Raw genomic sequence first — 24,367 nt, forward strand, 5'->3', positions numbered from 1 at the left:
TTTCGAGAAGATCCACACGACGGGGCCTGCGCCCCTTCGGGGCCGGGACCCGGCGGAAGCCGTCCCGGACACGGGCGGAGGCGGCTGCGCACGACGCCCCGCCACCGGCTGCGCGTGCCCGGCACGGCGCGCGGGCAGGGGGAACCGGGGGCGCGGGCGCGGACCGCTCCGGAAGGCGTCGGGGCGTCCGGGGCGGCCCGCCCGTGTCGCGGGGTGCGGGGTGCGGGGTGGTCGGTGGGCGCCGGCGAGTGCACCGCTGAGATCGCCGTGCACGGTCGCGCCGGATTGGTCGGGGACGACGCTCTCGGCGGTCCTGCCGCGCACCGCGTACGCGGTGGTGACGGCGTCGGGGGCGGCGACTGCGGAGGCGTCCCGGAGGTGGCTCCGGACGGCCCGGGCACGAGGATGATGCGGTTCCCTTCAGGGAGCGGGCCCCGGGACCGGCGGGCACCGGCTGCTGCATGTCCCGCGGGTGGTCGTCAACGCGGGGCGTCCGCCGGTCGGGCGTCACGGCCCGGAAGGTTCTCGGACCGCACCGGGCAGCCCGGTGGGGCCGCCCGGCCGGTGCTCCGGCGACCGCCGGGCCGCCGAACGGTGCCCTCTCCGGCCTGACGCGGGGGAAGATCAAGACCTTGGTGGGTGCGGCTCCTCCCAGGATGCGAAGACCGTCCCGGTGGATGTGTCGGAGGCGGCGCATAGGGTCGCTGCATGGTTGATCAGGATTGGTCCGGGGTGCGGAAGCGCATCGTGGAGCTGAGCGCGCTCCCGGCGAGCCAGGAGGTGTTCGGGGCCCTCGGGCACCGCTGGACGCTCGAGGACCCTCTTGGCGAGGACGAGCTAGCGGAGTTGGAAGCCCAAATAGGCGTGCGACTTCCTTCGGAGTACCGGGCCTTCCTCGCGCGAGTCGCCGCGGGGGGCGCGGGACCGTCCTACGGCCTCTTCCCGGTGCGGCGCGTTCAGGGCCGCTGGCGCTGGGAGGGAGACGGCGCCGGCCTGGCCGACCTGTCCAGGCTCGCCGAACCGTTCCCCGGCAGGGGCCCGGACCCCGAGGTCCTCGACCGACTGCTGGCCGAGCGTCCCGAGGAGGAGGACTTCGAGGAGATCGAGGAGTTCGACACCGCCTTCGAGGCGTGGGACGAACGGTGGGAAGCCGTCATGTTCGCCCCCGAACGCACTGCCGGCGCCGTCGTGGTCTGCCACCACGGCTGTGCCCAGCGTGAATGGCTCGTCCTCAGCGGCCCCCACCGCGGCACCATGTGGTCCGACCCCCGAGCCGACGACGCGGACCTTGCACCCCTCCTCGACACGGAGGGCAAGCCCATCACCTTCGCCCGTTGGTTCACCGGCTGGCTGGACAAGGCCGAGCAGGCCGTCCGGCAGTCGTCCGCCGGCTCCTGAACGCACGTGCTTCCGCACCGGGGCCGTCCCTTCCGTCGCGACGTTCGCGGCAGACTGCTTCGGGCGTCCGGGCTGCGCCTTGACCCGCTCCGGACACACGCCTTCGACGGGGAAGGCCGCGGCAGTGCTGCTGGGTGGTCAGGCGGGCAGCGGGCGACACTCCGGGGCGGGGTACGGCGGACTCGCGGTCCGTGGCCTCCGGGCCACGACGGGCTCGCGGCGCCCGACCGGCCGACCGGTCGACCGGTCGACCGGTCGACCGCGCTCGAACCTGCTCGGCGGACCATCGGGCACTCACCCGGGAAGGTGCGCCCCTCGGGCGGATCCACGGGTCCTGGGCATTCCTCGCACCACCGGCGCGCATGCCGGGCGGACGGACAGGTGACAGACTGAGGACCGAGCCGGCGGACCGCACCAGAGGGGCCGGGTTCCGCCCACGTCGGCCACTCCGCCGCGCATCCCCGCAGCGATCGATCCGTTCACCGGCCGGACGGGAACTGCTCATGACTTCTGAAGCGCCGTACTCCCCGGACGAAACCGCTCTTCTGATCGTCGACCCGTACAACGACTTCCTTTCCGAAGGCGGCAAGCTCTGGCCCCGGGGCAAGGAGGTGGCGGAAGGCGTCGGCCTGCTCGACCACATGCGCACCATGCTCGCCACGGCCCGCCGTCGGGGCTTCCGCGTCCTCGTCGTGCCCCACCACCGGACGAAGCCGGACGACTACGTCACGTGGAGCCACCTGTCCCCGACCCAGCAGCGCATCATGGCCCAGCAGACCTTCGCCGAGGGCAGCTGGGGAGCCGAGTGGCACCCCGACCTCCACCCTCGCGAGGACGAACTCGTCGTACGCCAGCACTGGGCGTCGAGCGGTTTCGCGAACACCGACCTCGACCTCATGCTCAAGCAGCACCGGATCCGGAAGATCGTGCTGATCGGCATGCGCGCCAACACCTGCGTGGACACCACCGCACGCTTCGGTCAGGAGCTGGGCTACCACGTGACCCTCATCCGCGACGCCATCGGCTCCTTCAGCTGGGCGGAGATGACGGCGACGTTCGAGCTCAACGCACCCTTGTACGCCCATGCCATCCTCACCACGGACGAGTTCGTCGACATCGTGGACAGCGAGGCCGACGAGGGCTCCCCGTGATGCCGGACCCCCGGCAACCAGGCATGGACGGCCGGACGCCGGGCCGGCCGGTCCGAACAGCCCGCCCGCGGATCCTGCACGTCCCCTGCTGCGCGGGGGCGCGGCACGAGGAGTGCTCAGCCGCGAGGCTCGGGGCCGCCGCCGGTGGGGGCGGGAGCCCCCGGCTTCGCCGCCGATCTTCGGCCGCTTGCCGTGGAGGCGCTCGACCGGGTGGTCGCCGAGGCGTCCGAGCTCGCCGAGCTGTGGGACGAGACATCCCAGGGCCCGAAGCGGCGGCGGAGCATCAACCGCATCCGCGCCGCCGCCAGCCGCGGTGCACGCCGAATCGGGCAGGCCGAGGCCGATGGCCCTGATCTCCTGGGCCACGGCCTCTCCCGTGCGGCAGTGGCCGAAGGCGCAGATCTCGCGCCACCCCTTCACGGCCCCGGGCAGAGCCTTCTCAGCAGGAAACACATCCGTGGACACGACCATGCGGTCGCCGCTGCACCTGCCCTCGTTGGCCGCATGCGCGCGACCCGCGCCGGGGATGACGCCCTTGGCGCACACATCATCTGATGCCGTTCCCGTGGACATGGCCGTCGCGATCGGGAAGTTGCGGTGGACGCGGGACAGGCGGGCGCCTCCGACGGGTGGGAGGTGTCACGGGAGTTTCGGCTGCAGGGTGGCGGAGACCATGTCGAAGACGCCCCAGTAGCCCTCGATCCAGCTGCCGTCGGGCAGGCCGGTGGTGGTCCTCACGTGGGTGAAGCCCTCCACGCCGACCCAGCCGCGGAAGACGCCGGCGTCGTCGACGACCTGGAGCATCGGGCGGGGGTGGGAGTTGTGGACGTAGCAGGGCTTGCCCTGGGCCAGGGAGCGGCACCAGTACTCCTCGGTGGTGCGCCGTCCGCCGCCGATCTCGGCGAGGTAGCGCACCCTCGCCTTGTCGGTGCCGCCGCAGCTGGTGCCGGGCTGGACCCATCCGGCGCACAGGCCGCTGCTGCACAGGCGCCAGGGGTTGGCGGGGTCGGCCGTGGTCCAGGAGCCGCCGGCGCCCTCACGGGCCACGATGCCGGTGCGGGTGGCGGGGTCGGAGGAGGAGGCCTTGGCGACGACGTAGGCGCCCTTGTAGGGCTGGGCGTCGTAGCGCGGGTCCTTGAGCAGGGCCGCCATGGTGGCCCGGCTCTCGCGGCCCAGGGAGGCGTTGCTGCCGTAGCCGACGCCGAAGGTGGCGCCGTAGTCGGTGAAGGCGCCGGCGGCGGGGACGGTCACGCCGGCGCCGTAGGCGCCGTAGAAGCCGGGGCTGGTGATGCGGGCGACGCCGCCGGAGGCCAGGCCGCTCTGGACGGTCCAGTACTCGTGGAAGGGGCCGGTGGCGGCGCCGGTGCCGGTGCGGTTCCAGGTGACCGCGAGCCTGCCGTCGGCGGTGGAGGTGTAGGTGCCCTTCAGGGAGCCGGTGGGGTTGCCGGCGAAGCCGGGCAGGGTGCGCACGGAGCAGGTCGGCACGGCGCCGCCGCAGTCGGCGGTCAGGGCGGCGACCCGGGTGGGCTGGTCCTGCTGGTTCCACCGCCAGTGGCTCGCGCTGGCCGTGCCGTCGGCCGCGAAGGTGTAGTAGCCCAGCCGGACCCAGTTGCGGTAGCCGCTTCGGGCCGACGGGTTCAGCGACCCGACGGACACCACCCAGTTGGCCTTCCCCCCGGGCAGCGCGGGTGCGGCGTGGGCGGGGCGTGCCCAGGCCAGGGCGGAGGCGATCAGGACGAGCGCCGCCGCCAGGACCGCTGCGAGCCGGTGTGCGGGCCGCCGCGGGGTGGAGATGTTCACTTGTGGCTTTTCCTCACTGTCTGCCGGGTCCGGACGCCGCGCGCCCGGACGTGCCCGCGCACGCCGCAGGGGGCCGTGCCGGGTGGGGCCCGCGCGGCCGCCCACCGGGCCCTCCTGCGGTCCGCAGGGGCGCGATGGCCTGCCGGACCTGGCCGTGCCGCGCGGCGGAGCTGCGCGCAGGCGGAGGAGCGGGCCGAAGAAATGTACACGAAGAGAACGGGATTTCCAGCAGCCGGCCCATTCTGATGTGAACTCACATCACAGGGAGATCACGAACTCTTGGAGGTGCGCTCAGGAATGAACCTCGACGGCCCGGGCCCCGTGCCGCCCTCTCCTCTATTTGGCATATGCCAAAAGCACATGCACGAGCAGCCTGCTGACGCGCCCTGCATGTCGAGCGGACCGCGAATCGTTGAGAAGTGAGAAGCCCAGCGGGGGAACGCATCGCTGCCGCGGTCCGGGCGGGGTGCCTCGGCAGGGAGGCGGCCGGTCCCTGCGGTCCCGTCAGCGACGCTGCCCGGGCCAGCAGGGCGTCGGGCACGTCCTCAGGGGGCGGGCGCGACGGCTCCGCACCCGCCCCCTTCTTCTCCTCCTGCGCCCACTACGCGAGCCGGAACATGTTCCGGGCCAGGGCCTCGACCCGCACGTGGTCGCGCGCCACGGCCGGCGCGTCGGCGTGGGCCATGTGGACGGTCAGCGGACTGGACGGGAGGTCGACGGTGGGGCGGATCCGGTCGCCCGGGCCGGGCTTCACCGTGACCGCCCGCGCCGGGGGGACGTCCTCGATCTCCGCGAGCACCGCCGTGTCGACGGCCGCCACGACCCTCGAGAGGTCCGTCGCGACGTGGTACACGTACGCCGCCCGGAGCCGGCGATAGGTGCGGCCCGCGAAGTCCGCGAGGAACTCCTCGGGGCGCAGCCACGCCAGTGCGCCGGTCCGCGCCTGGTCGGCACCGCAGCACCCGGCGTCGAACGCAGGGTGCATGGCCCCGTTCATCCGGGCGCCGATCTCGACGAGCGCTGGCCCGTCCGCGGTCATCATCACCTCGGCGTGCGCCGGGCCGAAGTCGATGCCGAGCACCTCCAGGACCTCGTGGGTGCAGGCGGTGAGCGCGGCCACCACCGCCGCCGGGCGCGGTGCGGCGAGGAGCCGCGCGGTCGCGGCCGGATCGGTGCCGGTCAGCGCCGCCGCCGCGTGAGGTCCGTGCGGGCGGCGGCGCGGGGCCGGGGGTTGGGAGCCGGGGCCGGGACCGGGGCGGGCGGCGTTCGTCCGCGGCCTCGCCGGCCGGTCCACCGCCGGAACGGGGGCCGCGCGCACCGCGGCCCCCTCCCCCTCCCCCAGGCCCTGTCGTCCGACCTCACGGCCGGCCTCGCGGGCCGGCCGACGGCGTACCGGCGGGGCCCCTCGTGTCACCTGCGCCAGAAGAGGTGGTGCGTCACGCCGCTCGGGCTGGGCACGACCTCGAGGTGGAACCGGTCGAGCAGCTCGTCGGGCGACTCCCAGAGCCGCAGCCCGGTCCCGAGCTTCACCTGCGTGACCACCACGTGCAGGGTGTCGACGAGGTCGGCGTCGAGGAACTGCCGGAGGGTGGTGACCCCGCCGCCGAGCCGGACGTCCCTGCCCTGCGCCGCCTCCCGCGCCTGCCCGAGGACCGTGGCCGGGGCGCCGTCGACGAAGTGGAACGTGGTGTCGGAGAGCGTGAACGACGGACGCCGGTGGTGGGTCATGACGAACACCGGGGTGCGGAACGGGGGCTCGTCACCCCACCAGCCGCGCCACTCGTGGTCGCGCCAGGGCCCGCGCTGGGGCCCGAACTTGTTGCGGCCCATGATCTCGGCGCCGATGCCGTGCGCGAAGTCCCGGGTGAAGTAGTCGTCGAGGCCCCTGCTGCCCCCGGGGTCGGTGCGCATGGGCCAGCCGGCCGTGGCCCCGGCCCAGGCGAACAGCCTCGCGGGATCGGCGTGGCCGAACGGACGCTCGAGGCTCTGCTCCTCACCCGCGCCGATCCCGTCGCTCGAGACGGTGAAGTTCTGGACTCTCAGGAGCTGGGCCATGGGTTCCTCCCGTGGTGTCGGCAACAGGGGTGGGACTCTCCGGGCCGGGAGAACTCATCGCTGCGTCCCTCCCCGGGGTGTCCCGGACGCGGACCCCGGCATGCCCGCCGCCGTCCCGCACACGGACACCGCGGGGGACGACGGCCCTCCCGTCGGCCCCGCCGCCGTGCGGCCGGTGCGGCGCCTCCGGCGCCGCACGCCGGAACAGCCCCCGCAACGGCTCGCGCGGCGGGGACCGGTCCGGGCCGCTTCCCGCCGCCGGCCCCGCCTGCCCTGCGGAGGGCCGGACGGCCGTCGCCGGGAGGACGAGCGGCCATGGCCGCCGGGGCGCCCGGAGGGCAGGCTCGCACGATGGGCCGCGGATGCGGACCGTGTCCGGGCGGGCACCGCGGTCCGCCGACAGGGGCCCGTCGTGAGTGCAGATGCCGACGTCGCGCAGCGGCCGGTCCGGGACGGTTCCGGGCCGGCGGTGGACGTCCACGGGCCGGCCAAGCGGTACGGGGAGGTCGCCGCCGTCGCCGGTGTCGACTTCTCGGTCGCCCAGGGCGAGGTCTTCGCCCTCCTCGGCCCCAACGGCGCCGGCAAGTCGACGACCATCAAGATGCTCTGCACCCTGGCCCGGCCGACGTCGGGGCGGGCCGCGGCGGCCGGCTACGACGTGCTCTCGGCGGCCCGGGAGGTCCGCCGCCGCATCGGGCTCGCCTTCCAGGAGCAGACGCTCGACGACCAGCTCACGGCCGAGGAGAACCTGCGCTTCCACGCCGTGCTCTACGGCGTCCCGCACGACCGGGCCGAGCCGCGCATCGCCCGGGTCCTCGATCTCGTCGCGCTGTCGGACCGCCGCAGGCACCTGGTGTCGACGTACTCGGGCGGCATGGCCCGGCGCCTGGAGGTCGGCCGCGGCATGCTCCACACCCCCAGGATCCTCGTCCTCGACGAGCCCGCCCTCGGCCTGGACCCCCCCAGACCCGTGCCCTCATGTGGGACGACGTGCTGCGTCTGCGGGAGGAGGAAGGCGTGACGATCTTCCTGACCACCCACTGCATGGACGAGGCCGAGTACGCCGACCGCATCGCGATCATCGACCACGGCTCGATCATCGCCCTCGGCACCCCGAGCGCCCCGATGGCCTCCGTCGGGGCGGACACCGTCACCCTGGGGACCGACGACGACGAGGCGGCGCTGGCCTCGTTGAAACGGGTCGGCTGCACGGCCGTGCACACCGAGGGCGGCATCACCGTCTTCGTCGACGACGAGGAGTCCGCCGTCGGCCCCATCGTGTCCGCCGCGGAGGTGCCGGTGCGGACCGTCCGGGCCCGCCGCCCCACCCTGGACGACGTGTTCCTCCACTTCACCGGCCGCGAGATCCGGGAGCAGCAGGGCGAGGCCGTCCCCATGTTCGCCCGGGCGCACGGCGCCCGGAGACGCTGGGGAGGAGGGATGACCGGCGTCTCCACGCGTACTCCCGCCGTCGCGGCCGCGGGCACCGGCACGTCGGTTCCCGGCGAGCTCCGGGTCGTCGCGATGGTGTGGGAGCGGGAGCTGATCCGGTACACCCGGACCCGGACGCGGATCGTGAGCGGATTCGCGCAGCCCGTCCTCTTCCTGTTCGTCCTCGGCTACGGCATGAGCGGGCTGGTGGGGGCGGCCGGCGGGTTCACCTTCCGCCAGTTCGTGCATCCCGGGGTGGTCGCCATGAGCGTGGTCATGACCGCCATGTTCTCGGCCATGTCGATCGTCTGGGACCGCGAGTTCGGCTTCCTGCGCGAGATGCTGGTCGCCCCGGTCAGCCGGGCGTCCCTCGTGCTGGGCAGGACGGCCGGCGGGGCGACGGTGGCCGCCGCCCAGGGGACGATCATGCTGGTGCTCGCCCCCCCTGGCCGGCATCCGCCTCACACCCCTGCTCGTCGTGGAGGTGATCGGGATCGAACTGCTGATGGCCGTGGCCATGACCACGTTCGGGGTCTTCCGTCGCCAGCCGCATCCAGCGGATGAAGCCCTTCCAGGTCGTCATGCAGATGCTGCTCATGCCCATGCTGTTCCTGTCGGGGGCGCTCTTCCCGCTCAACGGGCTCCCCACCTGGCTGGCGGTGGTCACCCGGCTCAACCCGCTGACCTACGCGGCCGCCCCGCTCCGGCAGGTGGTCTTCTCGGCGCAGGACGTGTCCGCCGCCGCCCGGGCCCGCTTCCCGACCAACGTCACGGTCCTCGGCCGCACCCTGCCGATCTGGTGGGAACTGGCCGTCGTGGCCGTCTTCGCGCTGGTGTTCCTCGTCCTCGCGCACCGGGGCCTCTCCCGGACCGAGTAGGCGCCGCCGTCCCGGCCGCCGCCGTCCCCGGGGCCGGAGGGCGTGGGCGACGGGCCCGGGTCCGTCACCCGGTGCGCCCGCCGGCCGCGGCACGGCGGTCCGCGCGTCGCGCACCGAGGGTCAGGCCGAGCCAGCACGCCCAGCCGAGGGGCTGCAGCGCCCAGTAGCCCACGATGCGGTAGAGCAGCGTGAGGGCGATCGCCCGGTCGGCGGGCAGCCCGTACAGCACGAGCAGCGCCGTCAGCCCGGCCTCCACCACGCCGAGGCCGCCCGGCGTCAGCCGCAGGCTCCCCGTCATCTGGGTGAGCGCGTACACCACGAGGATCCCGCGCCAGGGGACGGCGATGCCCAGCGCCCAGGCGCAGGCGAGGAGGCAGGCCGCGTCGCACACCCAGTTGAGCAGCGCGAACGTGAAGGGCAGCCACCACGGGCGCAGCCCCGGCCGCACGGCACGGACGTGCCGGACCAGGGCGCGCAGGCCGTCCTCGACGTCCCGCAGCCGCCGGGAACGCGCCCCGAGCCGCCGCAGGAGGCGCCGGAAGAGGCGGCGCACCGGCCTGAAACGGGAGACACCGGCCGCGGCACCCGCCGCCACAGCGAGGAACGCCGCGGTCCCGAGGACCACCGGCCGCAGCGCGCCGGGCCCCGCGGAGCCGCCGGCCAGCGCACCGGCCACGAGCAGCACGAGGAGCGCGACCGCCGACAGCGCGCCCGAGACGGCGAGCACTGCTCCCGCGAGCACCTGCCCCACACCCCTGCGCCGCCACTGCGCGAACACCCACGCGGTCGCGACCGCCGCCCCGCCCGGCACCGCGCCGGCGACGGCGTTGGCCGCCGGCACGGCCGTCCCGACGACCCGGAGGCGCAGCCGCGCCCCGCCCGTCCGCAGCAGCCACTGCTGCAGCGCGACCAGAGCAGCGAGGGACGCCGCCTCGAACCCGGCGGCCAGGACCAGCCGGGGCGGCCGGACCGCGGCGATCAGGTGGGAGGCGGCAGCCAGGTCCTGCCGGCGGTCCACCGCGACGACCGCCGCGATCGCCACCAGGGCGACGGAGCCGATCCACCACAGCCGGCGGGGCGCCCCGAGGGGTGCGGCGGCGAGGCCCTCGCCGCGTCCGACGCCCTCGTCCTCGCCCTCGCCCTCGCCCTCGCCCTCCATGCGGGCCACCGTACGGCGGCGCACCGCCCGGCGGCATGATCCGCGGACGGAGCCGCCCTGCAGGGGGCCCGCCGGCGGCCCGTCCCCCCGTCCCGGGGCGCGCCGGGTCCGGGGTCCCCGCCGGAGGGGCCCGGGCCAGGTCCGGCCAGGGACGGTAGCCGCGCGCCTGCAGGTCGAAGAGCGACGCGTACCGTCCGCCGAGCGCCATCAGGTCGGCATGGGTCCCCTGCTCGGCGACGGCACCGTCCTCGAGCACCACGATCCGGTCGGCCATGCTGACCGTGGAGAACCGGTGCGAGACGAACAGGGCCACGGCGCCGCGTGCGCGGGCCGCCTCGCGTGCGTTCGCCAGGTGGCGTTCGAACAGCAGGTGCTCCGACTGCGCATCGAGGGCGGCGGCCGGTTCGTCGAGCACCAGGAGCAGCGTGCTCCGGCGCATCATCGCCCGGCCCAGGGCCAGTTTCTGCCACTGGCCGCCGGACAGGTCGCGGCCGTCGGGGAAGCTGGTGCCGATGCGGGTCGCCAGGCCGTCCGGCAGGCCGGACAGGACGCCGTCGGCTCCGGCGTCGCGCAGCGCCCGGCGGACGGCGTCCGCGTCGTCGGCACGGGGCAGGTCGCCGACCCCGACGACCTGCTGCGCCGGGAACTCGAAACGGACGAAGTCCTGGAAGGCGGCGGAGACGGCCTCCCGCCACGCGTGCACGTCCAGGTCCGCCAGGTCCCTGCCGTCGACGAGGATGCGGCCCGCGCTCGGCCGGTACAGTCCGCACAGCAGTTTCACCAGGGTGCTCTTGCCCGCGCCGTTCTCCCCCACGAGGGCGACCACCGAGCCGGCGGGCAACGTCAGGTCGACGCCGCGGACGACGTCCCTGCCGGCGCCCCGGTAGCGGAAGCGGACCCCCTCCAGCCGTATGCCGTCGCGCAGGGCGGGCGGGGCGGCGCCCGTGCCGCAGGCCGTGTCCGCGTCCTCCGCGGCGGCGGCCAGCACCCGCCGCATCCGGGCGCCGACCAGCCCGGCGCGCTGCATGTCCAGGGTGAGGCCGAGGATCTGGGTGACGCCCATGGCGACCTGCTGGGCCGGCACGATCGCGAGGACCACGTCGCCGACCCCGGCGTGCCCGGCGACCGCGTCGCGCACCACCAGCAGCAGCGCCAGGCCGTAGGCCACCCCGAAGACCGCCTGTCCGGCGGTGCGGACCAGCGCCGCCGCGGTCTCGGCGCGGCGGGTCCGGTCGGCGGCCGGGGCGATCAGCTCCTCCTGGCGGCGGGCCAGTTCCGGGCTGAGCCCGGCCAGGCGGATCTCCATCATCGGACCCGGCTGCTGGGCGAGCACCAGCAGGTCGTGGGCGCGGCGGCGCTCCGGCTCGACGGCCCTGCGGGTGCGCTCGGCCAGTTCCGCGGCGTGGCGTCCCGCGGCGCAGGGGGCGAGCGCCGCGAGCGGCAGGAGCACGAGCAGCGGCTGGATCCTCCCCAGCAGGGCGACGGTCACGAGCAGCCGGACGGTGACCGCCAGCGTCTCCAGCAGGCCGCGCACCACGTTGTTCAGCTGGAGGACGCCCTGCTGGAGCAGGGACAGCTCGTCGGCGAAACCGGGGTCCTCCTGCCGGTCCAGCGTCGCGCCGTCCTGCGTGGCGCGCACGAGGCGCGCCGTGGTGGCCAGGACGGCCCGCTCCCCCAGGACGCCGAACACCATCGACGTGAAGTGCACCATGGTCAGCTGGACCACGGCCAGCACGGCGAGGCGCTCCGGGTCGGCGGCGTCCCCGGTGCGGGCCTCGGTGCGGTGCCCGGGCGCCAGGTGGTCCCGGACGATCGGCTCGACCGCGTCCTGCGGGCTCCTGGTGCCGGCCGGCAGCACGACCTCGATCGCGAGGTCGCTGTCCAGGCTGATGGCGACCTTCGCCATGGCACCCCCCGAAAGGCTCTCCTGACGCCCTGCCCGGGACGGGCGGCCGGCGGTCCGCGACGGGCACGTCGCCGCACCGGGGACGGGCGGATCACGGCCCGCCCGCCGTCAGGGCAGGACGAGGGCGTCCTTGACGTAGATGGTCGCCTGCCGGGCCCCGGGGTCGCCCGAGGCGAAGCCCATGCACAGGCGGAAGGTGGCGGGGTCCGCCGCACTGGGCACCTGGACGGCCAGTCCCTCCGGCTCGCGGTAGGTGAGGCTGTAGGCGGCCCTGGTCGGCCGCGTCTCGAGGATCGCGCCGGTGCCCAGGTCGACGGAGGTGAGGAAGGTGTTGCCCTCGCCGTCGGGGGAGACGACGACGGTCTCCGCGGTGCCGTCGCCGTCCAGGTCGATCTGCTGGGTGGTGCCGTAGGCGTTGCCGTGCATCAGGTACAGGTACCGGCCGGCGACGGCGTAGCCCTGGAAGTCGGGCGTGCCGTACTGGGCGGGGACGGTGACGGCGGGCTCGGCGATGTCGGCGAGGGGCGCGTTCCAGATGCCCAGCCGGGCCAGGTCCAGGTCGTGCACGGCGTACCGCATGCCGCCGTCGGTGCCGTAGCGGTGGACCAGGCGCCCGTACACGGGGTCGACGGAGGCGGTGTTGGCCGTGCTGCCGGGGACGGGGGTGTGCTTGACCAGCGCGGAGGAGCTGCTGTCGACCACGGCGCCGTCGACGAACCTGAAGCGGGCCAGGCGCCGGCCCCGGCTGGACTTCCCGTCCGAGGTCGGAACCGCGTCGGCCTCGGTCCACAGGTAGGCCCCCGAGCCGAAGGGCTCCACGCCGAAGCTCACGCCGTGGCCGAGGCCACGGGCGTACATGGAGCCCAGCTGGTTGCCGGACAGGTCCCACCGGGTGATGCACAGGTCGCCGCGGATGCTGCGGTCGGTGCCGCTGACCGGCGCCGGCTCGCCGGAGAGCTGGATGCCGCCCTCCATCACCTGGGCCAGGTAGATGCGGCCGTTGACGTTGTCGAAGCCGAAGGACTGCAGGACGGTCGAGTCGTGCAGCGGCTTCTCGCGGATGAACGGGTCCGAGCCGTCGTCGAGGTCCACGACCGGGGAGTCGAGCAGCAGTCCGGACCCCGGGGTGGCGGGCGCACCGGCGGCGTGCGCCGCGGCCGTGCCGAGCAGGGTGGTGCCCGATGCCGCCGCGGCGGCCGCGCTCCAGCCGAGGAGCGAGCGCCGGCTGAGGCGCGGTCCCCTGCGCGGACCGGGTGTCGCGTGGGTGTCCATGCTTTCCCTCCTTCGCCGGCGGGCCGTCGGGAGGGTCGCCGGCCGGCGACGTGATCGTGCCAGCTGGACGGGGACATGACCAATCGTGGAGGGCGGGGTCCGCGCCGGGCGAGGAGGGGATCGCGGGCATCCCGCCGGACGGCGTCGCCGACCACAGCCCGCTCGGCACGGGGGCCCAACCGGGGAGATCACCACCGACCTGCGCGGGGCGATGTCCGGGGTGGACACCCGCGTCGGCCCGGCCGCCGGCACCACGCCCGTGCTCTGGAGCCTCGTCCGTGCGGTCCGCTCCGCCGTCCGGCGCGTCGAGGCGGGCCGGGCCGTCCTGCAGGGCCGAGGGAGGTGTGGGGACCCGGCCGGAGACCCGACCACCCGGCCGACGGCATGTCACGGGTTCGACACGTGGACATGGCCGTTCCCGTCGAACACGTTGACGATGGAGACGGGGCCGTCGCCGTGGATGTGGTTCTCGACCCGCGTCGGGTGCTGCCCGTCGATCTGCACGGGATGCCGGCGTGGCGGGTTCAACCGGTTTCGGCCCGGGGCGGTCGCCGCGCCGACGAGGGGCCGGGCGGCCCTGCCGGGGCCCCGCGCCCGTCGGCGGGCGACCGCGGCCACCGGCGGCGACGTGCCGCCGGGCGAGGTTCCCGCAGGAACGCGACGGCGGCGGCAGCGCCCCCGTCCCGGACGGGCGGAGGGTGTCGGGCCCGGGGGGCGGGGCAGGCGAGGGGCATGTGGCTGTTGCGGCCCCCGGGTGTCTACCGGGCCCAGGCGGACACCGAGCTGCTCGTGGCCTGTGTGCGGCGTGAGGCGCCGCATGCGGGCACCGAGGTGCTGGACCTGGGGACGGGCACGGGGGCGGTCGCCCTCGCGGCCGCCGCCCACGGGGCCCGGGTGACCGCCGTCGACGTGTCACGCCGCGCGCTGGCGGCCGCCTGGCTGAACGGCGCGGTACGGCGGCGCCGGATCCGGGTGCGGCACGGCGACCTGACGGGGCCGGTGCGCCACCGCCTGTTCGACCTGGTGGTGTCCAACCCGCCGTACGTGCCCGCGACGGGCACCGCTCCCCCGGCCCGCGGGAGCGCACGGGCCTGGGACGCCGGACCGGACGGGCGGGCGCTGCTCGACCGCATCTGCCGGCTGGCGCCCGCGGTGCTGGCGCCGGGCGGCGTCCTGCTGCTGGTGCACTCCGCGGTGTCCGGGGTCGGCGCCACGTGCCGGGCCCTGGAGCGGGCCGGGCTCGCCGTCGAGGTGGCCGCCCGCCGGGCCGAGCCCTTCGGCCCGGTGATGACGGGACGGGCGGCCTGGCTGGAGGGCCGGGGGCTGGTGGCGCCCGGCGAGCGGCACGAGGAGCTGGTGGTGGTCCGCGGTGTCCGGACCGGATAGGCCGGAGAGGGTCGAGGCCGCCGGGGGCGGGCCGGACGGTCCGGGCGGGTCGGGCGGTACGGGCGGTCCGGGCGGTCCGGGCGACTCAGGCGGTCCGGGCGGGTCGGACGCGCCGGGCGGCGGTCGCCCTGCCGGGCGCCGGGCGGACCGGGCCGCGGTGCGGGTGACCCTGCCGGACGGGGTCGGCCCGGCCCTGGTGGAGGGTCCGGTGGAGGTGGTGCTGCCCGACGGCTCGGTGCGGGAGAGCGGGCGTCCCGTCGTGGCGCTGTGCCTGTGCCGCCGCAGCAGGCGCTACCCGTTCTGCGACACCAGCCACCGCCGCCGCTCGCTCCCCCCGGCGGAGGGCCGGGGGGAGCGCGGCGCGGTCCCCCCGGACGGGGACGGCGGGACGTCGGGCGGGGACGGGTCAGGCGGGGACGGAGGGGTGCCGGGCGGGGACACCGGGGCCGAGGGCGGGGACGGTGTCGAGGGGCGCGCGCAGTGAGGTGCGGCCCTGCTCCCAGCAGTCGAGGAGGTGGCGGGCGAGCCGGCCGTCGACCAGGTCGGCCGCGGCGAGCCCGAGGGCGACGTCGTCCTCCAGTCCCGGCTCGTCCGCGAGCAGCGCCTCCACCACGCCGTGGCGCACGAGCTGCTCGTGCACGGCGTCGGCCTCGACGTGCTCCCGGTAGAAGCCGGTTCCCGCCGGTCCGGCGCCCAGCCGCTCCAGGGCGGCGGCGAGCCGCGCCGACCCGGGCGATGAGGTGATCTCCGCGTGGGCGAACTGGCCCACCAGGGCGCCGCGGTGCGCCCGGTGCAGGGCGAACAGCGACATGAGGTTGACCACCGCCAGGGTCGGCGCAGGGGCGAGGTCCAGGTAGCGGCCGTAGGACGGGTCCAGGCCCAGGTCCTCCATCATCGCCGCGAACAGCCGGGCGTGGACCCGCTCGGGGCGGCCCCCGCCGTACTCGTCGTACTCGACGCCCACCAGGACCGCCTGCGCGGCGCCGTGCAGGCGGGGGATCGCCCACGCCTGGGGGTCCCCCTCCTTGAGGTGGTAGAGGGAGCGGTGCACCAGGTACTCGCGCGCCTGCCACCGCTCGCCGCCGCGCAGCAGGTGGTGGGAGGGCCCGCCGCCGTCGGCGGGCTCGACCAGCAGCTCGCGCAGCTGCCGCTCCAGCGGCGGCACCGGCGCCACGGCGGTGCGGACCGCCGCGAGGAAGGCCTCCTCCAGGCGGCGGCGGAACGCCAGGAGCCCCGGGTCCCACTCCCAGGACGCGTCCACGCCGGCGAAGCCGCGGTAGTGCAGCTCGTAGCAGGTGTACAGGGCCAGCTGGCAGTCCTCGCCCCAGGGGTCCCCCACCGGGACGGCGGGGAGCGGGGCCGGACCGGGCGGCGGGCCGGCCGCGAGCGCGGCGGCCAGGGCCTCGGACAGCGGCCCGCGGGGGGCGGGGAGCGCGGGGCCGGGCCCTGCGGCTGTGACGCCCATGGGAGCGCCTCCTCTCCGGGACGGCGTGCGTGCGTCCCCCTCCGCCTACCCGCCGCCGCGGCTGCCGACCCGGCCCGCCGGGCACGGGGTGGCGCTCCCCCGGCGCCGGAGGGAGGGTGGCGGGGTGGACGAGTTCGACCTCGACGTCATGCTCCAGCGGGCACTGGACCGCCTGGCGCTGCTCGCCGAGGCGTCCGAGGTGCTCGTGAGCACCCTGGACGCGGACGAGGCCCTGCGCCGGGTGTGCCGGATCCTGGTCCCGCAGCTGGCGGACTGGTGCAGCGTCGAGCTGCTCGGGGACGACGGCCGGGTGAGGCGCGCCGCCACGGCCCACCGCCGCCCCGCGGGGGCCTCGGCCCGCCTGCGGGAGGGGCCCGTCCCGCCGCCGCCGCCCGACGCCGGCGGCCCGCTGGCCCGGGCCCTGCGCGGCGCGGGCCCCCTGCTGGTCGGCGGCCGGGGCGGAGCGGCCCCGGCCCCGGGCGGCTGCACGGGCGGGGCGTGGGAGGGAGAGCTGCTGGGCGCCGAGGAGGCGGCCTCGGCGATCGTGGCGCCGCTGCGCGCGCGGCGCCGGGTGCTGGGCGCCCTCACGGTGGCCCGCACCGCCGGAGGGCCGGTCCTCGGAGCGGACGAGGCGGCGCTCGTGGAGGACCTGGCGCACCGGATCGCCCTGGCCGTGGACAACGCCCGGCTGCACGCCGAGGTGCAGCGCACCGCCGAGCAGTTCCAGCACGCGCTGCTGCCCGGCCTGCCCGACGTGGCCCCCGTGGAACTGGCCGCCCGCTACCGCCCGGCCCGGGTGGGGGCGGCGGAGGTGGGAGGTGACTGGTACGACGCGTTCCGGCTGCCCGGGGACGGCACCGCGCTCATCATCGGCGACGTGACCGGGCACGACGTGCGGGCCGCGGTCGCGATGAGCCAGCTGCGGAACATGCTGCGCGGCATCGCCTGCGACCGCACCGAGCCCCCGGGGATGATCCTGCGCCGGCTGGACCTCGCCCACCACGCCCTGTCGGACACGACGGCCACCTGCCTGTACGGCATCCTGCGCCCGCTGCCGGACGGCAGGTGGCAGCTGTCCCACGCGAGCGCCGGCCACCCGCCGCCGCTGCTGGCCACCGGCCGGGGCGACACCTGCTACCTCGACGAGGGGCGCGGGCTGATGCTGGGCGTCGACCCGCACGGCGCCCGGCCGAGCGCCACCGCGGTGCTGACCGCGGGCTGCACCCTGCTGCTCTACACCGACGGACTCGTCGAGCGCCGGGGCGAGGACCTGGAGACCGGCTTCACCCGGCTGCGCCACCACACGGCGGCCCTCGCCCGCCGCCCGCTGGCGGAGCTGTGCGACGAACTCCTCTCGGGGCTCCTCGGCGACCACCACCCCGACGACACCGCGCTGCTCGCCCTGCGGCTGCCGCCCGCGACGCAGGGGTGAGCGACGCAGGGATGAGGGATGCAGGGATGAGGGGTGCAGGGATGAGGGGTGCAGGGATGAGGGGTGCAGGGGTGAGGGGTGCAGGGGTGAGGGGTGCAGGGGTGAGCGCCGGGACGGGCCCTCGGACGCCCCGTCGGCGGCCGGCGCGCGACGCCCGGCGCCGCCGTGACGCCCGCGACGACGGCCGGTCCGGGCCGTCCTCGGACCAGGGGCCGGTCCGGCCGGGAGACGCACGGCCCCGTGTCCCGCCGGGGGCGGCGGGTAGGCGCGGGGCGGACACCGCGAGCTTCCGAGGAGGTCGTCGACATGCCCAGGGGTTCGAGCCCGAAGCGCGAACGGCAGTACGAGCACATCAAGGAGAGCGCGCGGCAGCGCGGCGAGGGCGAGGAGCGGGCCGAGGAGATCGCCGCCCGCACGGTGAACAAGGAGCGCGCCCGCTCCGGCGAGGCCCGCACGGCGAGCGGCTCCTCGCTGCGCGGCCCCTCCCCCTCCCGGCGCGGCGGACAGCGGTCCCACGGCGGAGGCGGCGGATCCCGCGGCGGGTCCGGCGGCCCCACGAAGGAGCAGCTGTACGCGGAGGCGCGCAAGCGCGACATCAAGGGCCGCTCGACCATGACCAAGGACGAGCTGCGGCACGCCCTGCACAGGTGACCGGGCGGCCGCGCGGGCGCCGCCCGCCCGGTCCGGGCGGGCGGCGCCGCTGTCTCCGGCGGCTGCGGGGTCCACCGGAGGCACGGGCCTCCTCCGGCACCCGGACGGCCGCACCGGCCCGCCGGCCTCCCCGTCCTCGCCGGCCGGGTGAGGTCCGTGGACGGCAGCCCCGCGGCACCCCGCCCGTGGACGACCGGGGCGCCGGTCCCGTCGGCGGCGCGACCGGCGGCACGGCCCGCAGCACGACCCGCGAAGCCGCCCGCGTCCGGACCGGGCCCCTCGTGGGGGTCGCGTCCCTCGGCCGGGGCCGTCCGGGCACGGGCCCTCCGGCTCCGCCGAGCGGATCGCCCGGTCAGACCCCACACTCGCAGGGGGCGGGACGACCGGGCCGGAAGGCAGGACGCGCATGAACACCCCGGCAGTACGCGAAGGCGTCGTGCGCGACGTCATGGACCGCTGGAAGGCCGCCCTCGACGCCCACGAGCCCGAGCGGATCGCGACGTGCTTCACGCAGGACGCGGTCTTCCAGGGGCTGCACCCCTACACCGTCGGCCGCGAGGGCATCGCCGAGTACTACGCCTCCCAGCCGCCGGGCCTGAAGGCGGAGTACCGGATCCTGGAGACCCGGCAGGTGGCGGAGGACGCCGTGCTCGCCTACCTGGGCGTCGACTTCTCGTTCACCGACCGGGCGACGCTGGACGTGCGGCTCGGCGTGGTGCTCGTGCGCACACCGTCCGGCTGGGCCATCGGCCACTACCAGGTCTCCAGGCTCGACTGACGATCGGCAGCGACACCCGAGGAGAGAGCCATGAGGAAGTTCCTGGTCGAACTGAGGACCGCGTTCCCCGACGGCACGGACCAGGCCGAGATCGACCGGCTGCGCGCGGCCGAGGCCGTCCGCGCCGGGGAGCTCGCCGCCGCCGGCCACCTGGTGCGGCTGTGGCGCCCGGTCGGCGAGATGCGCAGCATCGGCCTGTGGCGCGCGGCGGACGAGGCGGAACTGCACGAGAAGGTGCTGGGCACGCTCCCGCTGCACCCGTTCATGACCGCTCACGTGACCGCCGTCGCGTCCCACCCCAACGACCCGGGCGGCCCGGGCAGGGCCGGGCGGGAGGCCTGACCCGGGCCGCCGGCGGCCGCCCGGCACCGTCGCCCGCGGCGGTGCCGGGCAGGGCTCAGCGCCCGGGCAGGCGGGTGGTGATCTCCTGCAGCACCCAGCCGTTGCCGTCCGGGTCCTCGAACGAGGCGAACGAGGCGTAGCTGCCGCGCCCCGGGTCGGGCCCGGGCACGCGGGCCTCGGTGCCGGCGTGGTGGAAGAACCCGCCCGCGTCGTGGAAGACCTCGCTGATGCCGACCCCACGTCCGGCCAGCTCCTCGCGGGCGGCCACGATGTCGTCGACGACCAGGTGGAGGCCCTGCAGGCTTCCGGGGTCGGCGGTGGTGACGCGCCCCCCGAACAGGATGGAGCAGGGCGACCCCGGAGGAGTGACGTGCACGACCCGGAAGCCGTCGTCGCCGGAGCGGTCGACGTCGGTCCTCCAGCCCAGCGTCGTCTCGTAGAAGTCCTTGGCCCGGTCGACGTCCGCGACGGGCAGCACGACGACCTCGATCTTCATGTCCATGACTGTCTCACTTCTCCGATGTCGGCGTGACTGCTCGTCGTCGGTGGCCAGCCCGGTGCGGACAGGCCCCGTCGTCGTGCGCACAAGGGGGCATCCGGCCACCGGGGGCCGGTCGGCACGGACGGGTACGGCTGCTCGGGCCACCCGGGAGGGGAGGCCGACGATTCCCGCCGGGATGTCCGACCGTCCGGCACCATCAGTCTTGCATCGCCGTATTCCGCCGCAACCCAGGACGGACCGGCCCCGGCGCCGGGTGCTCCGGCCGCAGACCCCTGACCGTCCCCGTCCCCGCCCCGGGCGGGGCGCTTCCGGTCGCAGGCCGGATCCGCCGGGAGGGGCGGTCCGACCCTCCCGCCGTCGGGGATCCGCACCGAACGCGCTCCGGCGTCCCGGGCCGACCGCCCTGCGGGCCGGGACGGGCCCGCCGGCCGGGCCGTCGGTCCCGGCCGGCGGGAACCGCTCCACGCCCTGGCGGCCCCGCGCCGGACGAGCGCCGCACCCTGGCAACCGGAATCAGTTCCGGTCCGGGGTGCACGGAACCGGTCGGCGGACGGAGCGGCGGGAGGGGACCGGCCTTGGCGGGCACGACGGCGGGCACGGAGCCGCGGCGGCTGCGCGCGGACGCGCAGCGGAACGAGGACCGGCTGCTGGAGGCGGCGGTGTTCGCCCGGGACGGGGCCGGTGCCTCGGTGAAGGACGTCGCCCGCGAGGCCGGCGTCGGGGTCGGCACGCTCTACCGCCGGTTCCCCTCCAAGGAACTGCTCGTCGAGGCCACCTACCGCCACGAGGTGGAGCGCCTGTGCCGGGCGGCGCCCGAACTCGCCGCGTCCCTGCCGCCCGTCGAGGCCCTGCGGACCTGGATGGAGCGGTTCGTGGTCTTCATGGCCGCCAAGCAGGGGATGGCCGACGCCCTGCGCGTGGTGCTCACCGACGACAGCCGGCGGTTGCACACCCGCGCCCTCCTGGCCGAGGCGATCGACCACCTGCTTACCGCCGGGGCGCAGCAGGGCGTGTTCCGCTCCGGGACCGGCGCCCACGACGTCCTGATGGCACTGGGCGGCATCTGCCTCATCACCGACCACGACCAGCGGCCCGAACTCGCCCACCGCCTGATCGGCCTGATGCTCCACGGCGTGGTGGCCGGAACCTGAGCCGGCCCGTGGCGCACGGACAGCCGTCGGCAGGGCCGCTCGGGCAGGACCGCCCGACCGGGCACGCACGGAGCGGGCCCGTACGGGTGCCGCTCCCCGGGCGGCCGGGCGGGCGGCGCCGGACGGTCCGACCGCCCGGGGGGTGAGGGGCGGAGCCCGCCCTCCCTGCCGGCCGTCCCGGAACCGCAGGTCACAGCCGTCGTCCCGGCCCTCCGGCAGAGCCGGAGCGGTTCCCTGCCCCCGATGGCCCTCCCCCGGGGACGGGTGTAGCGTTCGATTCGAGCACGGCGTGCGATCCCTCCCGCTCGCCCTCCGGGCTGTGGGCGAAGGAGTCATCCGGCCCTTCGACGGCGTGCCCGGCCCTGCTGCCGACTCCGGCGGTCGGCTCCGCAGGGTCGAGCCTCGTCGGGGACCAGGGTGCCCCCTGCGTCCCGCCGCACGGCCGCCGTCGACGGTCGACGGGCGCTCCTCCGGGATGCGGGTTCCGCCGGGGCCCCGGTCACCCTGCTGCCGCGCCGCCCTCCGAGCGGCTCCCGGGCATCCCTCCTCCGTCCTCCCTGTCACGTCGGCCGCCCGTCAGGACCTCGCGACCGACCCGGTCACGTCAGCCGCGAGCGGTGCCCCGCCCCGGGGCCCACGAGCCCGACGGCGCCTTCGCCGGGGGCGCCGGGACCACAGCCGAACGGGTCGGCAGCCCGAGCGGGGAGTGCTTCCCGACCCACGTCCGCACCTACAGCGCCCCTGCCGGCCGGCGGCCGGAGTCCAGGACCGGGAAGGAGGCCGTCACCGTGGTCGCGACCTTGATCGCAGTCAATGTCGGAATGCCCCAGGACGTCCCGTGGCACGGGAAGACGGTGCACACGGGGATCTACAAGCAGACCGTGTCCGGGCCCCGGACGGTGAGGCGGCTCAACATCGACGGGGACGGCCAGGGCGACCTGGGCGGGCACGGCGGGGAGCAGCGGGCCGTGCTGGTCTACCAGCTGGACTCCTACCGGTTCTGGGCCGACCAGCTGGGGCGCGACGACCTGGAGCCGGGGAACTTCGGCGAGAACTTCACGGTGGACGGGCTCCCGGACGACGAGGTGTGCATCGGCGACCGGTACCGGATCGGCAGTGCGCTGTTCGAGGTCACGCAACCGCGGGTCACGTGCTACCGGGTGGGCCTGCGCATGGGTGAGCCCCGGATGGCGGCGCTGCTGGTCTCCCACCGCCGACCGGGTTTCTACCTGCGGGTCATCGAGGAGGGCGAGGTGGAGGCCGGGCAGGAGATCGTCAAGGTCTCCAGCGGCCCGGAGGCGATGACCGTCGAGGAGATCGACGGAGTCCTCTACCTCCCGGGGCACACCCGCGCCCAGGTGGAGCGGGCGCTGCGCATACCGGCGCTGAGCCCGGGCTGGCAGGGGTCCATGCGCACCCTCCTGGAGCAGGCCGACGCCGCTCCGGGGACGTCCTCGGGCAGCGCCGGCCTCACGGCGGCGGCGGGCGCCCCGCCGCCCGCGTGGACCGGCTTCCGCCCCCTGGTCGTCACGGACATCCGGCCCGAGAGCCGGAGCGTCTTCTCGGTGTTCCTGGCCTCGGCCGACGGTGCCGCGCTGCCGCCGGCCCTGCCCGGGCAGTTCCTCACCGTGAGGGTGCGGCGCGAGGGGGGCGCACCTCCGCTGATCCGCAGCTACTCCCTGTCCGGCGAACCCGGGACGGGCGTGTACCGGATCAGCGTGAAGGTCGAACCGCACGGTGTCGCCAGCAACCACCTGCGCACCCACCTCAGGGTCGGTGACAGCCTCGACGTCGCGGCACCCCGCGGCACCTTCCGCCTGACCGAGGGCGGGACCCCCGTGGTGCTGCTGTCGGCCGGAGTGGGGGTGACCCCCGTGCTGGCCATGCTGCACGCCCTCGCCCGCGGCCGCTCCGGCCGCCAGGTGTGGTGGCTGCACGTGGCCCGCAACGGCGCCGAGCACCCCTTCGCCCAGGAGGTCCACGACCTCGTCGCGAGCCTCGCGGACGCCCGGTCGCACGTCTACTACAGCAGGCCGGGCGCCGCGGACCGCGAGGGGAGCGACTACACCGAGGCCGGCCGCCTCTCGGCCGACCGGATCCTCGGCCTGGGACTCCCGGCCGACGCCGACGCCTACGTCTGCGGACCGGCGCCCTTCATGGAGAGCGCCAGCGCCGCGCTCGTCAGGGCCGGCCTGGAGGCGTCCCGCGTGCACGGCGAGATCTTCAACGCCGGCCCGTCGCTCACGCCGGGGATCAGCGGCGCAGCGGCCGCGCGCGCCCCTCACCAGCCCCCGGGGCCCCCGGCACCGGGCCTTCCGTCTCGTTCGCCCGCAGCGGCCTCACCGTCCCCTGGGACGACAGCCGGGACTCGCTCCTGGAACTGGCCGAGGCGTGCGACGTACCGGTCCAGTGGTCGTGCCGCACCGGTGTGTGCCACACCTGCGAACTCGCCCTGATGTCCGGTTCGGTCGACTACGCGCCGGATCCGGTCGAACCGCCCGCCGAGGGCAACATCCTCATCTGCTGCTCCAAGCCCACCCAGGACCTGGTCGTGGACCTCTAGACGGCGTCCTGACGGGCGGCGGCCCGTCGCCCCCGCGCGCCGACCCTGCGGCAGGACCCGTTCCCTGCGGGTCCGGTCGGCCCCGGGGCGGCGCGGCCGGCCACGGCGAGGCCTCCGCCGGAGCCGGCGGAGGCCGGGACCGCACGGCGGGCCGCGCCTGTCCACGGATCTCAATCTTGACCGTAAAGTCAAGAACTGGTACGCTGCAGGGATGGCACGACCCCGCAACTTCGACGAGCGACAGGTCCTCGGTTCCGTGCGCGAGCAGTTCTGGGACCGGGGGTACACCGCCACATCCGTGAGCGACCTCATGGAGGTCACCGGCCTCGGCAAGGGAAGCCTCTACGGCGCGTTCGGGGACAAGCGGCAGCTCTTCCTCCGGACCCTCGACGAGTACCGCGCCGAGCAGCTCGACGCCGTCCGGGGGGCGCTGGAGGGACCGGGCACGGCGCTGGAGCGCCTGACCGGCCTCCTCGAAGGGGTGTCGGACGGCTACCGCAACGACGCGCAGCGCCGCGGCTGCCTGCTCGCCAACAGCACCTCGGAGCTGCACGGCCAGGACCCCGACGTCGTCTCCCGGGCCAGGTCGACCTACCAGGCCGTCGAGGACCTCCTGGTGGCGTGCGTCGAGGAGGCCCAGCGGGACGGCGACCTCGACCGGGGGACCGGGGCGCGGGAGCTCGGCCGCCTGCTGCTGTCGGTCCTGCAGGGCATCGAGTTCCTCGCCAAGACCGGCATGGACGGCGCCGCGCTGAAGGGGATCGGGAACACCGCCCTCGCCCTCCTGCCGCGCCCCTGAGCGCGCTCCCGGACCGCCCGCCCGCACCCGGGCAGGCCGGGGCGCGCACCTCGGCGGCGGGGCCTGACGTCCTCCGCAGGCCCCGCCGCCGGCCCGGCGGTGACGGCGGGCCGGGTGCGGGCGGCGCCGATCACCCCGCGCCCGGCCGTGCCGCCGGGCGGTCAGACCTGGTTGATGCCGCCGTCGACGTAGAGCTCGATGCCGGTGACGAAGCTGCTCTGGTCCGAGGCGAGGAAGAGCGCCGCGGC

25 protein-coding genes and 1 pseudogene are annotated in these 24,367 nt (G+C 75.9%); 17 read left to right on the forward strand and 9 right to left on the reverse strand.

What is annotated here, in order from left to right; genetic code table 11:
• The first annotated feature begins 708 nt into the window (after positions 1 to 708).
• The 3 genes from ACFY07_RS26190 to ACFY07_RS26200 all read left to right on the forward strand — a co-directional run bounded on the left by ACFY07_RS26190 (position 709) and on the right by ACFY07_RS26200 (position 3,104).
• Positions 709 to 1,398 carry an SMI1/KNR4 family protein gene (locus tag ACFY07_RS26190; protein ID WP_390872012.1) on the forward strand — a complete coding sequence of 230 codons (690 nt, stop codon included), beginning with the start codon at positions 709 to 711 and terminating at the stop codon, positions 1,396 to 1,398.
• 503 nt (positions 1,399 to 1,901) lie between these two features.
• On the forward strand, positions 1,902 to 2,549 hold the full coding sequence (locus tag ACFY07_RS26195) for an isochorismatase family cysteine hydrolase (RefSeq protein ID WP_390872013.1): 648 nt from the start codon (positions 1,902 to 1,904) through the stop codon (positions 2,547 to 2,549).
• A 144-nt stretch (positions 2,550 to 2,693) separates the two neighbouring features.
• A complete protein-coding gene (locus ACFY07_RS26200; RefSeq protein WP_390872014.1) occupies positions 2,694 to 3,104 on the forward strand; it encodes a DUF4259 domain-containing protein in 411 nt (136 codons plus the stop codon).
• An 84-nt stretch (positions 3,105 to 3,188) separates the two neighbouring features.
• Here ACFY07_RS26200 and ACFY07_RS26205 read toward each other — a convergent pair whose 3' ends face one another.
• The 3 genes from ACFY07_RS26205 to ACFY07_RS26215 form a co-directional block, all read right to left on the reverse strand.
• Positions 3,189 to 4,349 carry a hypothetical protein gene (locus ACFY07_RS26205; RefSeq protein WP_390872015.1) on the reverse strand — a complete coding sequence of 387 codons (1,161 nt, stop codon included), beginning with the start codon at positions 4,347 to 4,349 and terminating at the stop codon, positions 3,189 to 3,191.
• Positions 4,350 to 4,950: 601 nt separating this feature from the next.
• Entirely contained in the window at positions 4,951 to 5,469 is a 519-nt protein-coding gene (locus ACFY07_RS26210) for a hypothetical protein (RefSeq protein WP_390872016.1), read from the reverse strand.
• 290 nt (positions 5,470 to 5,759) lie between these two features.
• On the reverse strand, positions 5,760 to 6,404 hold the full coding sequence (locus ACFY07_RS26215; RefSeq protein WP_390872017.1) for a dihydrofolate reductase family protein: 645 nt from the start codon (positions 6,402 to 6,404) through the stop codon (positions 5,760 to 5,762).
• 412 nt (positions 6,405 to 6,816) lie between these two features.
• Between ACFY07_RS26215 and ACFY07_RS26220 the strand changes: the two genes are divergently transcribed.
• The 3 genes from ACFY07_RS26220 to ACFY07_RS26230 are packed head-to-tail and all read left to right on the forward strand — an operon-like array spanning position 6,817 to position 8,713.
• Entirely contained in the window at positions 6,817 to 7,425 is a 609-nt protein-coding gene (locus ACFY07_RS26220) for an ATP-binding cassette domain-containing protein (protein WP_390872018.1), read from the forward strand.
• Complete coding sequence (locus ACFY07_RS26225; RefSeq protein WP_390872019.1) at positions 7,422 to 8,399, forward strand: ABC transporter permease; 978 nt, start codon at positions 7,422 to 7,424, stop codon at positions 8,397 to 8,399. Before ACFY07_RS26220 ends, ACFY07_RS26225 begins: the two co-directional genes overlap by 4 nt.
• Positions 8,396 to 8,713 (forward strand): ABC transporter permease, encoded by a 318-nt coding sequence (locus ACFY07_RS26230; RefSeq protein WP_390872020.1) that lies wholly within the window; start codon positions 8,396 to 8,398, stop codon positions 8,711 to 8,713. Before ACFY07_RS26225 ends, ACFY07_RS26230 begins: the two co-directional genes overlap by 4 nt.
• Positions 8,714 to 8,777: 64 nt before the next feature.
• Here the strand turns inward: ACFY07_RS26230 and ACFY07_RS26235 are convergent, their stop codons facing one another.
• Positions 8,778 to 9,872, reverse strand: coding sequence for a YbhN family protein (locus ACFY07_RS26235; RefSeq protein WP_390872021.1), 1,095 nt, complete (start codon positions 9,870 to 9,872; stop codon positions 8,778 to 8,780).
• A 409-nt stretch (positions 9,873 to 10,281) separates the two neighbouring features.
• Positions 10,282 to 11,181: pseudogene (locus ACFY07_RS26240) on the reverse strand (ATP-binding cassette domain-containing protein); the annotation flags it as partial.
• Here ACFY07_RS26240 and ACFY07_RS26245 point away from each other — a divergent pair.
• On the forward strand, positions 11,063 to 11,803 hold the full coding sequence (locus ACFY07_RS26245; protein WP_390872022.1) for a hypothetical protein: 741 nt from the start codon (positions 11,063 to 11,065) through the stop codon (positions 11,801 to 11,803). The pseudogene ACFY07_RS26240 and the gene ACFY07_RS26245 overlap by 119 nt on opposite strands.
• A gap of 83 nt (positions 11,804 to 11,886) precedes the next feature.
• On the opposite strand, the gene ACFY07_RS26250 is transcribed toward ACFY07_RS26245, so the two are convergent.
• Positions 11,887 to 13,050 carry a teichoic acid biosynthesis protein C gene (locus ACFY07_RS26250; protein ID WP_390872023.1) on the reverse strand — a complete coding sequence of 388 codons (1,164 nt, stop codon included), beginning with the start codon at positions 13,048 to 13,050 and terminating at the stop codon, positions 11,887 to 11,889.
• Between the two features lie 732 nt (positions 13,051 to 13,782).
• On the opposite strand from ACFY07_RS26250, the gene ACFY07_RS26255 reads away from it, so the two are divergent.
• Complete coding sequence (locus ACFY07_RS26255) at positions 13,783 to 14,436, forward strand: HemK2/MTQ2 family protein methyltransferase (protein WP_390872024.1); 654 nt, start codon at positions 13,783 to 13,785, stop codon at positions 14,434 to 14,436.
• A gap of 235 nt (positions 14,437 to 14,671) precedes the next feature.
• The gene (locus ACFY07_RS26260) at positions 14,672 to 14,920 is read left to right on the forward strand and encodes a CDGSH iron-sulfur domain-containing protein (RefSeq protein WP_390872039.1); all 249 of its coding nucleotides are present in this window, start codon (positions 14,672 to 14,674) and stop codon (positions 14,918 to 14,920) included.
• On the opposite strand, the gene ACFY07_RS26265 is transcribed toward ACFY07_RS26260, so the two are convergent.
• Positions 14,843 to 15,901, reverse strand: a complete 1,059-nt coding sequence (locus tag ACFY07_RS26265) for an iron-containing redox enzyme family protein (RefSeq protein ID WP_390872026.1) — start codon at positions 15,899 to 15,901, stop codon at positions 14,843 to 14,845. The two genes, ACFY07_RS26260 and ACFY07_RS26265, sit on opposite strands and share 78 nt — an antisense overlap.
• A 124-nt stretch (positions 15,902 to 16,025) precedes the next feature.
• On the opposite strand from ACFY07_RS26265, the gene ACFY07_RS26270 reads away from it, so the two are divergent.
• From ACFY07_RS26270 to ACFY07_RS26285, 4 genes are all read left to right on the forward strand, one after another.
• Complete coding sequence (locus ACFY07_RS26270; RefSeq protein WP_390872027.1) at positions 16,026 to 17,333, forward strand: PP2C family protein-serine/threonine phosphatase; 1,308 nt, start codon at positions 16,026 to 16,028, stop codon at positions 17,331 to 17,333.
• 306 nt (positions 17,334 to 17,639) lie between these two features.
• Entirely contained in the window at positions 17,640 to 17,984 is a 345-nt protein-coding gene (locus tag ACFY07_RS26275) for a plasmid stabilization protein (RefSeq protein WP_390872028.1), read from the forward strand.
• 406 nt (positions 17,985 to 18,390) lie between these two features.
• Positions 18,391 to 18,762, forward strand: a complete 372-nt coding sequence (locus ACFY07_RS26280; protein WP_390872029.1) for an SgcJ/EcaC family oxidoreductase — start codon at positions 18,391 to 18,393, stop codon at positions 18,760 to 18,762.
• Positions 18,763 to 18,792: 30 nt separating this feature from the next.
• Positions 18,793 to 19,104 carry a muconolactone Delta-isomerase family protein gene (locus ACFY07_RS26285; protein WP_390872030.1) on the forward strand — a complete coding sequence of 104 codons (312 nt, stop codon included), beginning with the start codon at positions 18,793 to 18,795 and terminating at the stop codon, positions 19,102 to 19,104.
• A gap of 55 nt (positions 19,105 to 19,159) precedes the next feature.
• Here the strand turns inward: ACFY07_RS26285 and ACFY07_RS26290 are convergent, their stop codons facing one another.
• A complete protein-coding gene (locus ACFY07_RS26290) occupies positions 19,160 to 19,606 on the reverse strand; it encodes a VOC family protein (protein WP_390872031.1) in 447 nt (148 codons plus the stop codon).
• A 575-nt stretch (positions 19,607 to 20,181) separates the two neighbouring features.
• On the opposite strand from ACFY07_RS26290, the gene ACFY07_RS26295 reads away from it, so the two are divergent.
• From ACFY07_RS26295 to ACFY07_RS26310, 4 genes are all read left to right on the forward strand, one after another.
• The gene (locus ACFY07_RS26295; protein ID WP_390872032.1) at positions 20,182 to 20,757 is read left to right on the forward strand and encodes a TetR/AcrR family transcriptional regulator; all 576 of its coding nucleotides are present in this window, start codon (positions 20,182 to 20,184) and stop codon (positions 20,755 to 20,757) included.
• Between the two features lie 821 nt (positions 20,758 to 21,578).
• Positions 21,579 to 23,213, forward strand: a complete 1,635-nt coding sequence (locus ACFY07_RS26300; protein WP_390872033.1) for an MOSC domain-containing protein — start codon at positions 21,579 to 21,581, stop codon at positions 23,211 to 23,213.
• The gene (locus ACFY07_RS26305; RefSeq protein WP_390872040.1) at positions 23,138 to 23,320 is read left to right on the forward strand and encodes a 2Fe-2S iron-sulfur cluster-binding protein; all 183 of its coding nucleotides are present in this window, start codon (positions 23,138 to 23,140) and stop codon (positions 23,318 to 23,320) included. The genes ACFY07_RS26300 and ACFY07_RS26305 overlap by 76 nt, the downstream gene beginning before the upstream one ends.
• Positions 23,321 to 23,531: 211 nt before the next feature.
• Positions 23,532 to 24,119: a TetR/AcrR family transcriptional regulator gene (locus ACFY07_RS26310; RefSeq protein WP_390872034.1), complete on the forward strand. Its 588-nt coding sequence runs from the start codon at positions 23,532 to 23,534 to the stop codon at positions 24,117 to 24,119.
• Positions 24,120 to 24,280: 161 nt separating this feature from the next.
• On the opposite strand, the gene ACFY07_RS26315 is transcribed toward ACFY07_RS26310, so the two are convergent.
• A partial coding sequence (locus tag ACFY07_RS26315; RefSeq protein WP_390872041.1) for an SDR family oxidoreductase occupies positions 24,281 to 24,367 on the reverse strand: 87 nt, incomplete at its 5' end.

Origin of the sequence: Streptomyces sp. NPDC001380, from assembly GCF_042895785.1 — a bacterium.
Classification (GTDB): Bacteria; Actinomycetota; Actinomycetes; order Streptomycetales; family Streptomycetaceae; genus Peterkaempfera.

Coding starts and splice junctions, on each gene's coding strand:
- ACFY07_RS26215 (WP_390872017.1), bottom strand. CDS start 6,404: ATGGCCCAGCTCCTGAGAGTCCAGAACTTCACCGTCTCGAGCGACGGG.
- ACFY07_RS26235 (WP_390872021.1), bottom strand. CDS start 9,872: ATGGAGGGCGAGGGCGAGGGCGAGGGCGAGGACGAGGGCGTCGGACGC.
- ACFY07_RS26290 (WP_390872031.1), bottom strand. CDS start 19,606: ATGGACATGAAGATCGAGGTCGTCGTGCTGCCCGTCGCGGACGTCGAC.
- ACFY07_RS26255 (WP_390872024.1), top strand. CDS start 13,783: ATGTGGCTGTTGCGGCCCCCGGGTGTCTACCGGGCCCAGGCGGACACC.
- ACFY07_RS26195 (WP_390872013.1), top strand. CDS start 1,902: ATGACTTCTGAAGCGCCGTACTCCCCGGACGAAACCGCTCTTCTGATC.
- ACFY07_RS26310 (WP_390872034.1), top strand. CDS start 23,532: ATGGCACGACCCCGCAACTTCGACGAGCGACAGGTCCTCGGTTCCGTG.
- ACFY07_RS26280 (WP_390872029.1), top strand. CDS start 18,391: ATGAACACCCCGGCAGTACGCGAAGGCGTCGTGCGCGACGTCATGGAC.
- ACFY07_RS26300 (WP_390872033.1), top strand. CDS start 21,579: ATGCCCCAGGACGTCCCGTGGCACGGGAAGACGGTGCACACGGGGATC.
- ACFY07_RS26275 (WP_390872028.1), top strand. CDS start 17,640: ATGCCCAGGGGTTCGAGCCCGAAGCGCGAACGGCAGTACGAGCACATC.
- ACFY07_RS26230 (WP_390872020.1), top strand. CDS start 8,396: ATGAAGCCCTTCCAGGTCGTCATGCAGATGCTGCTCATGCCCATGCTG.
- ACFY07_RS26285 (WP_390872030.1), top strand. CDS start 18,793: ATGAGGAAGTTCCTGGTCGAACTGAGGACCGCGTTCCCCGACGGCACG.
- ACFY07_RS26250 (WP_390872023.1), bottom strand. CDS start 13,050: ATGGACACCCACGCGACACCCGGTCCGCGCAGGGGACCGCGCCTCAGC.
- ACFY07_RS26265 (WP_390872026.1), bottom strand. CDS start 15,901: ATGGGCGTCACAGCCGCAGGGCCCGGCCCCGCGCTCCCCGCCCCCCGC.
- ACFY07_RS26190 (WP_390872012.1), top strand. CDS start 709: ATGGTTGATCAGGATTGGTCCGGGGTGCGGAAGCGCATCGTGGAGCTG.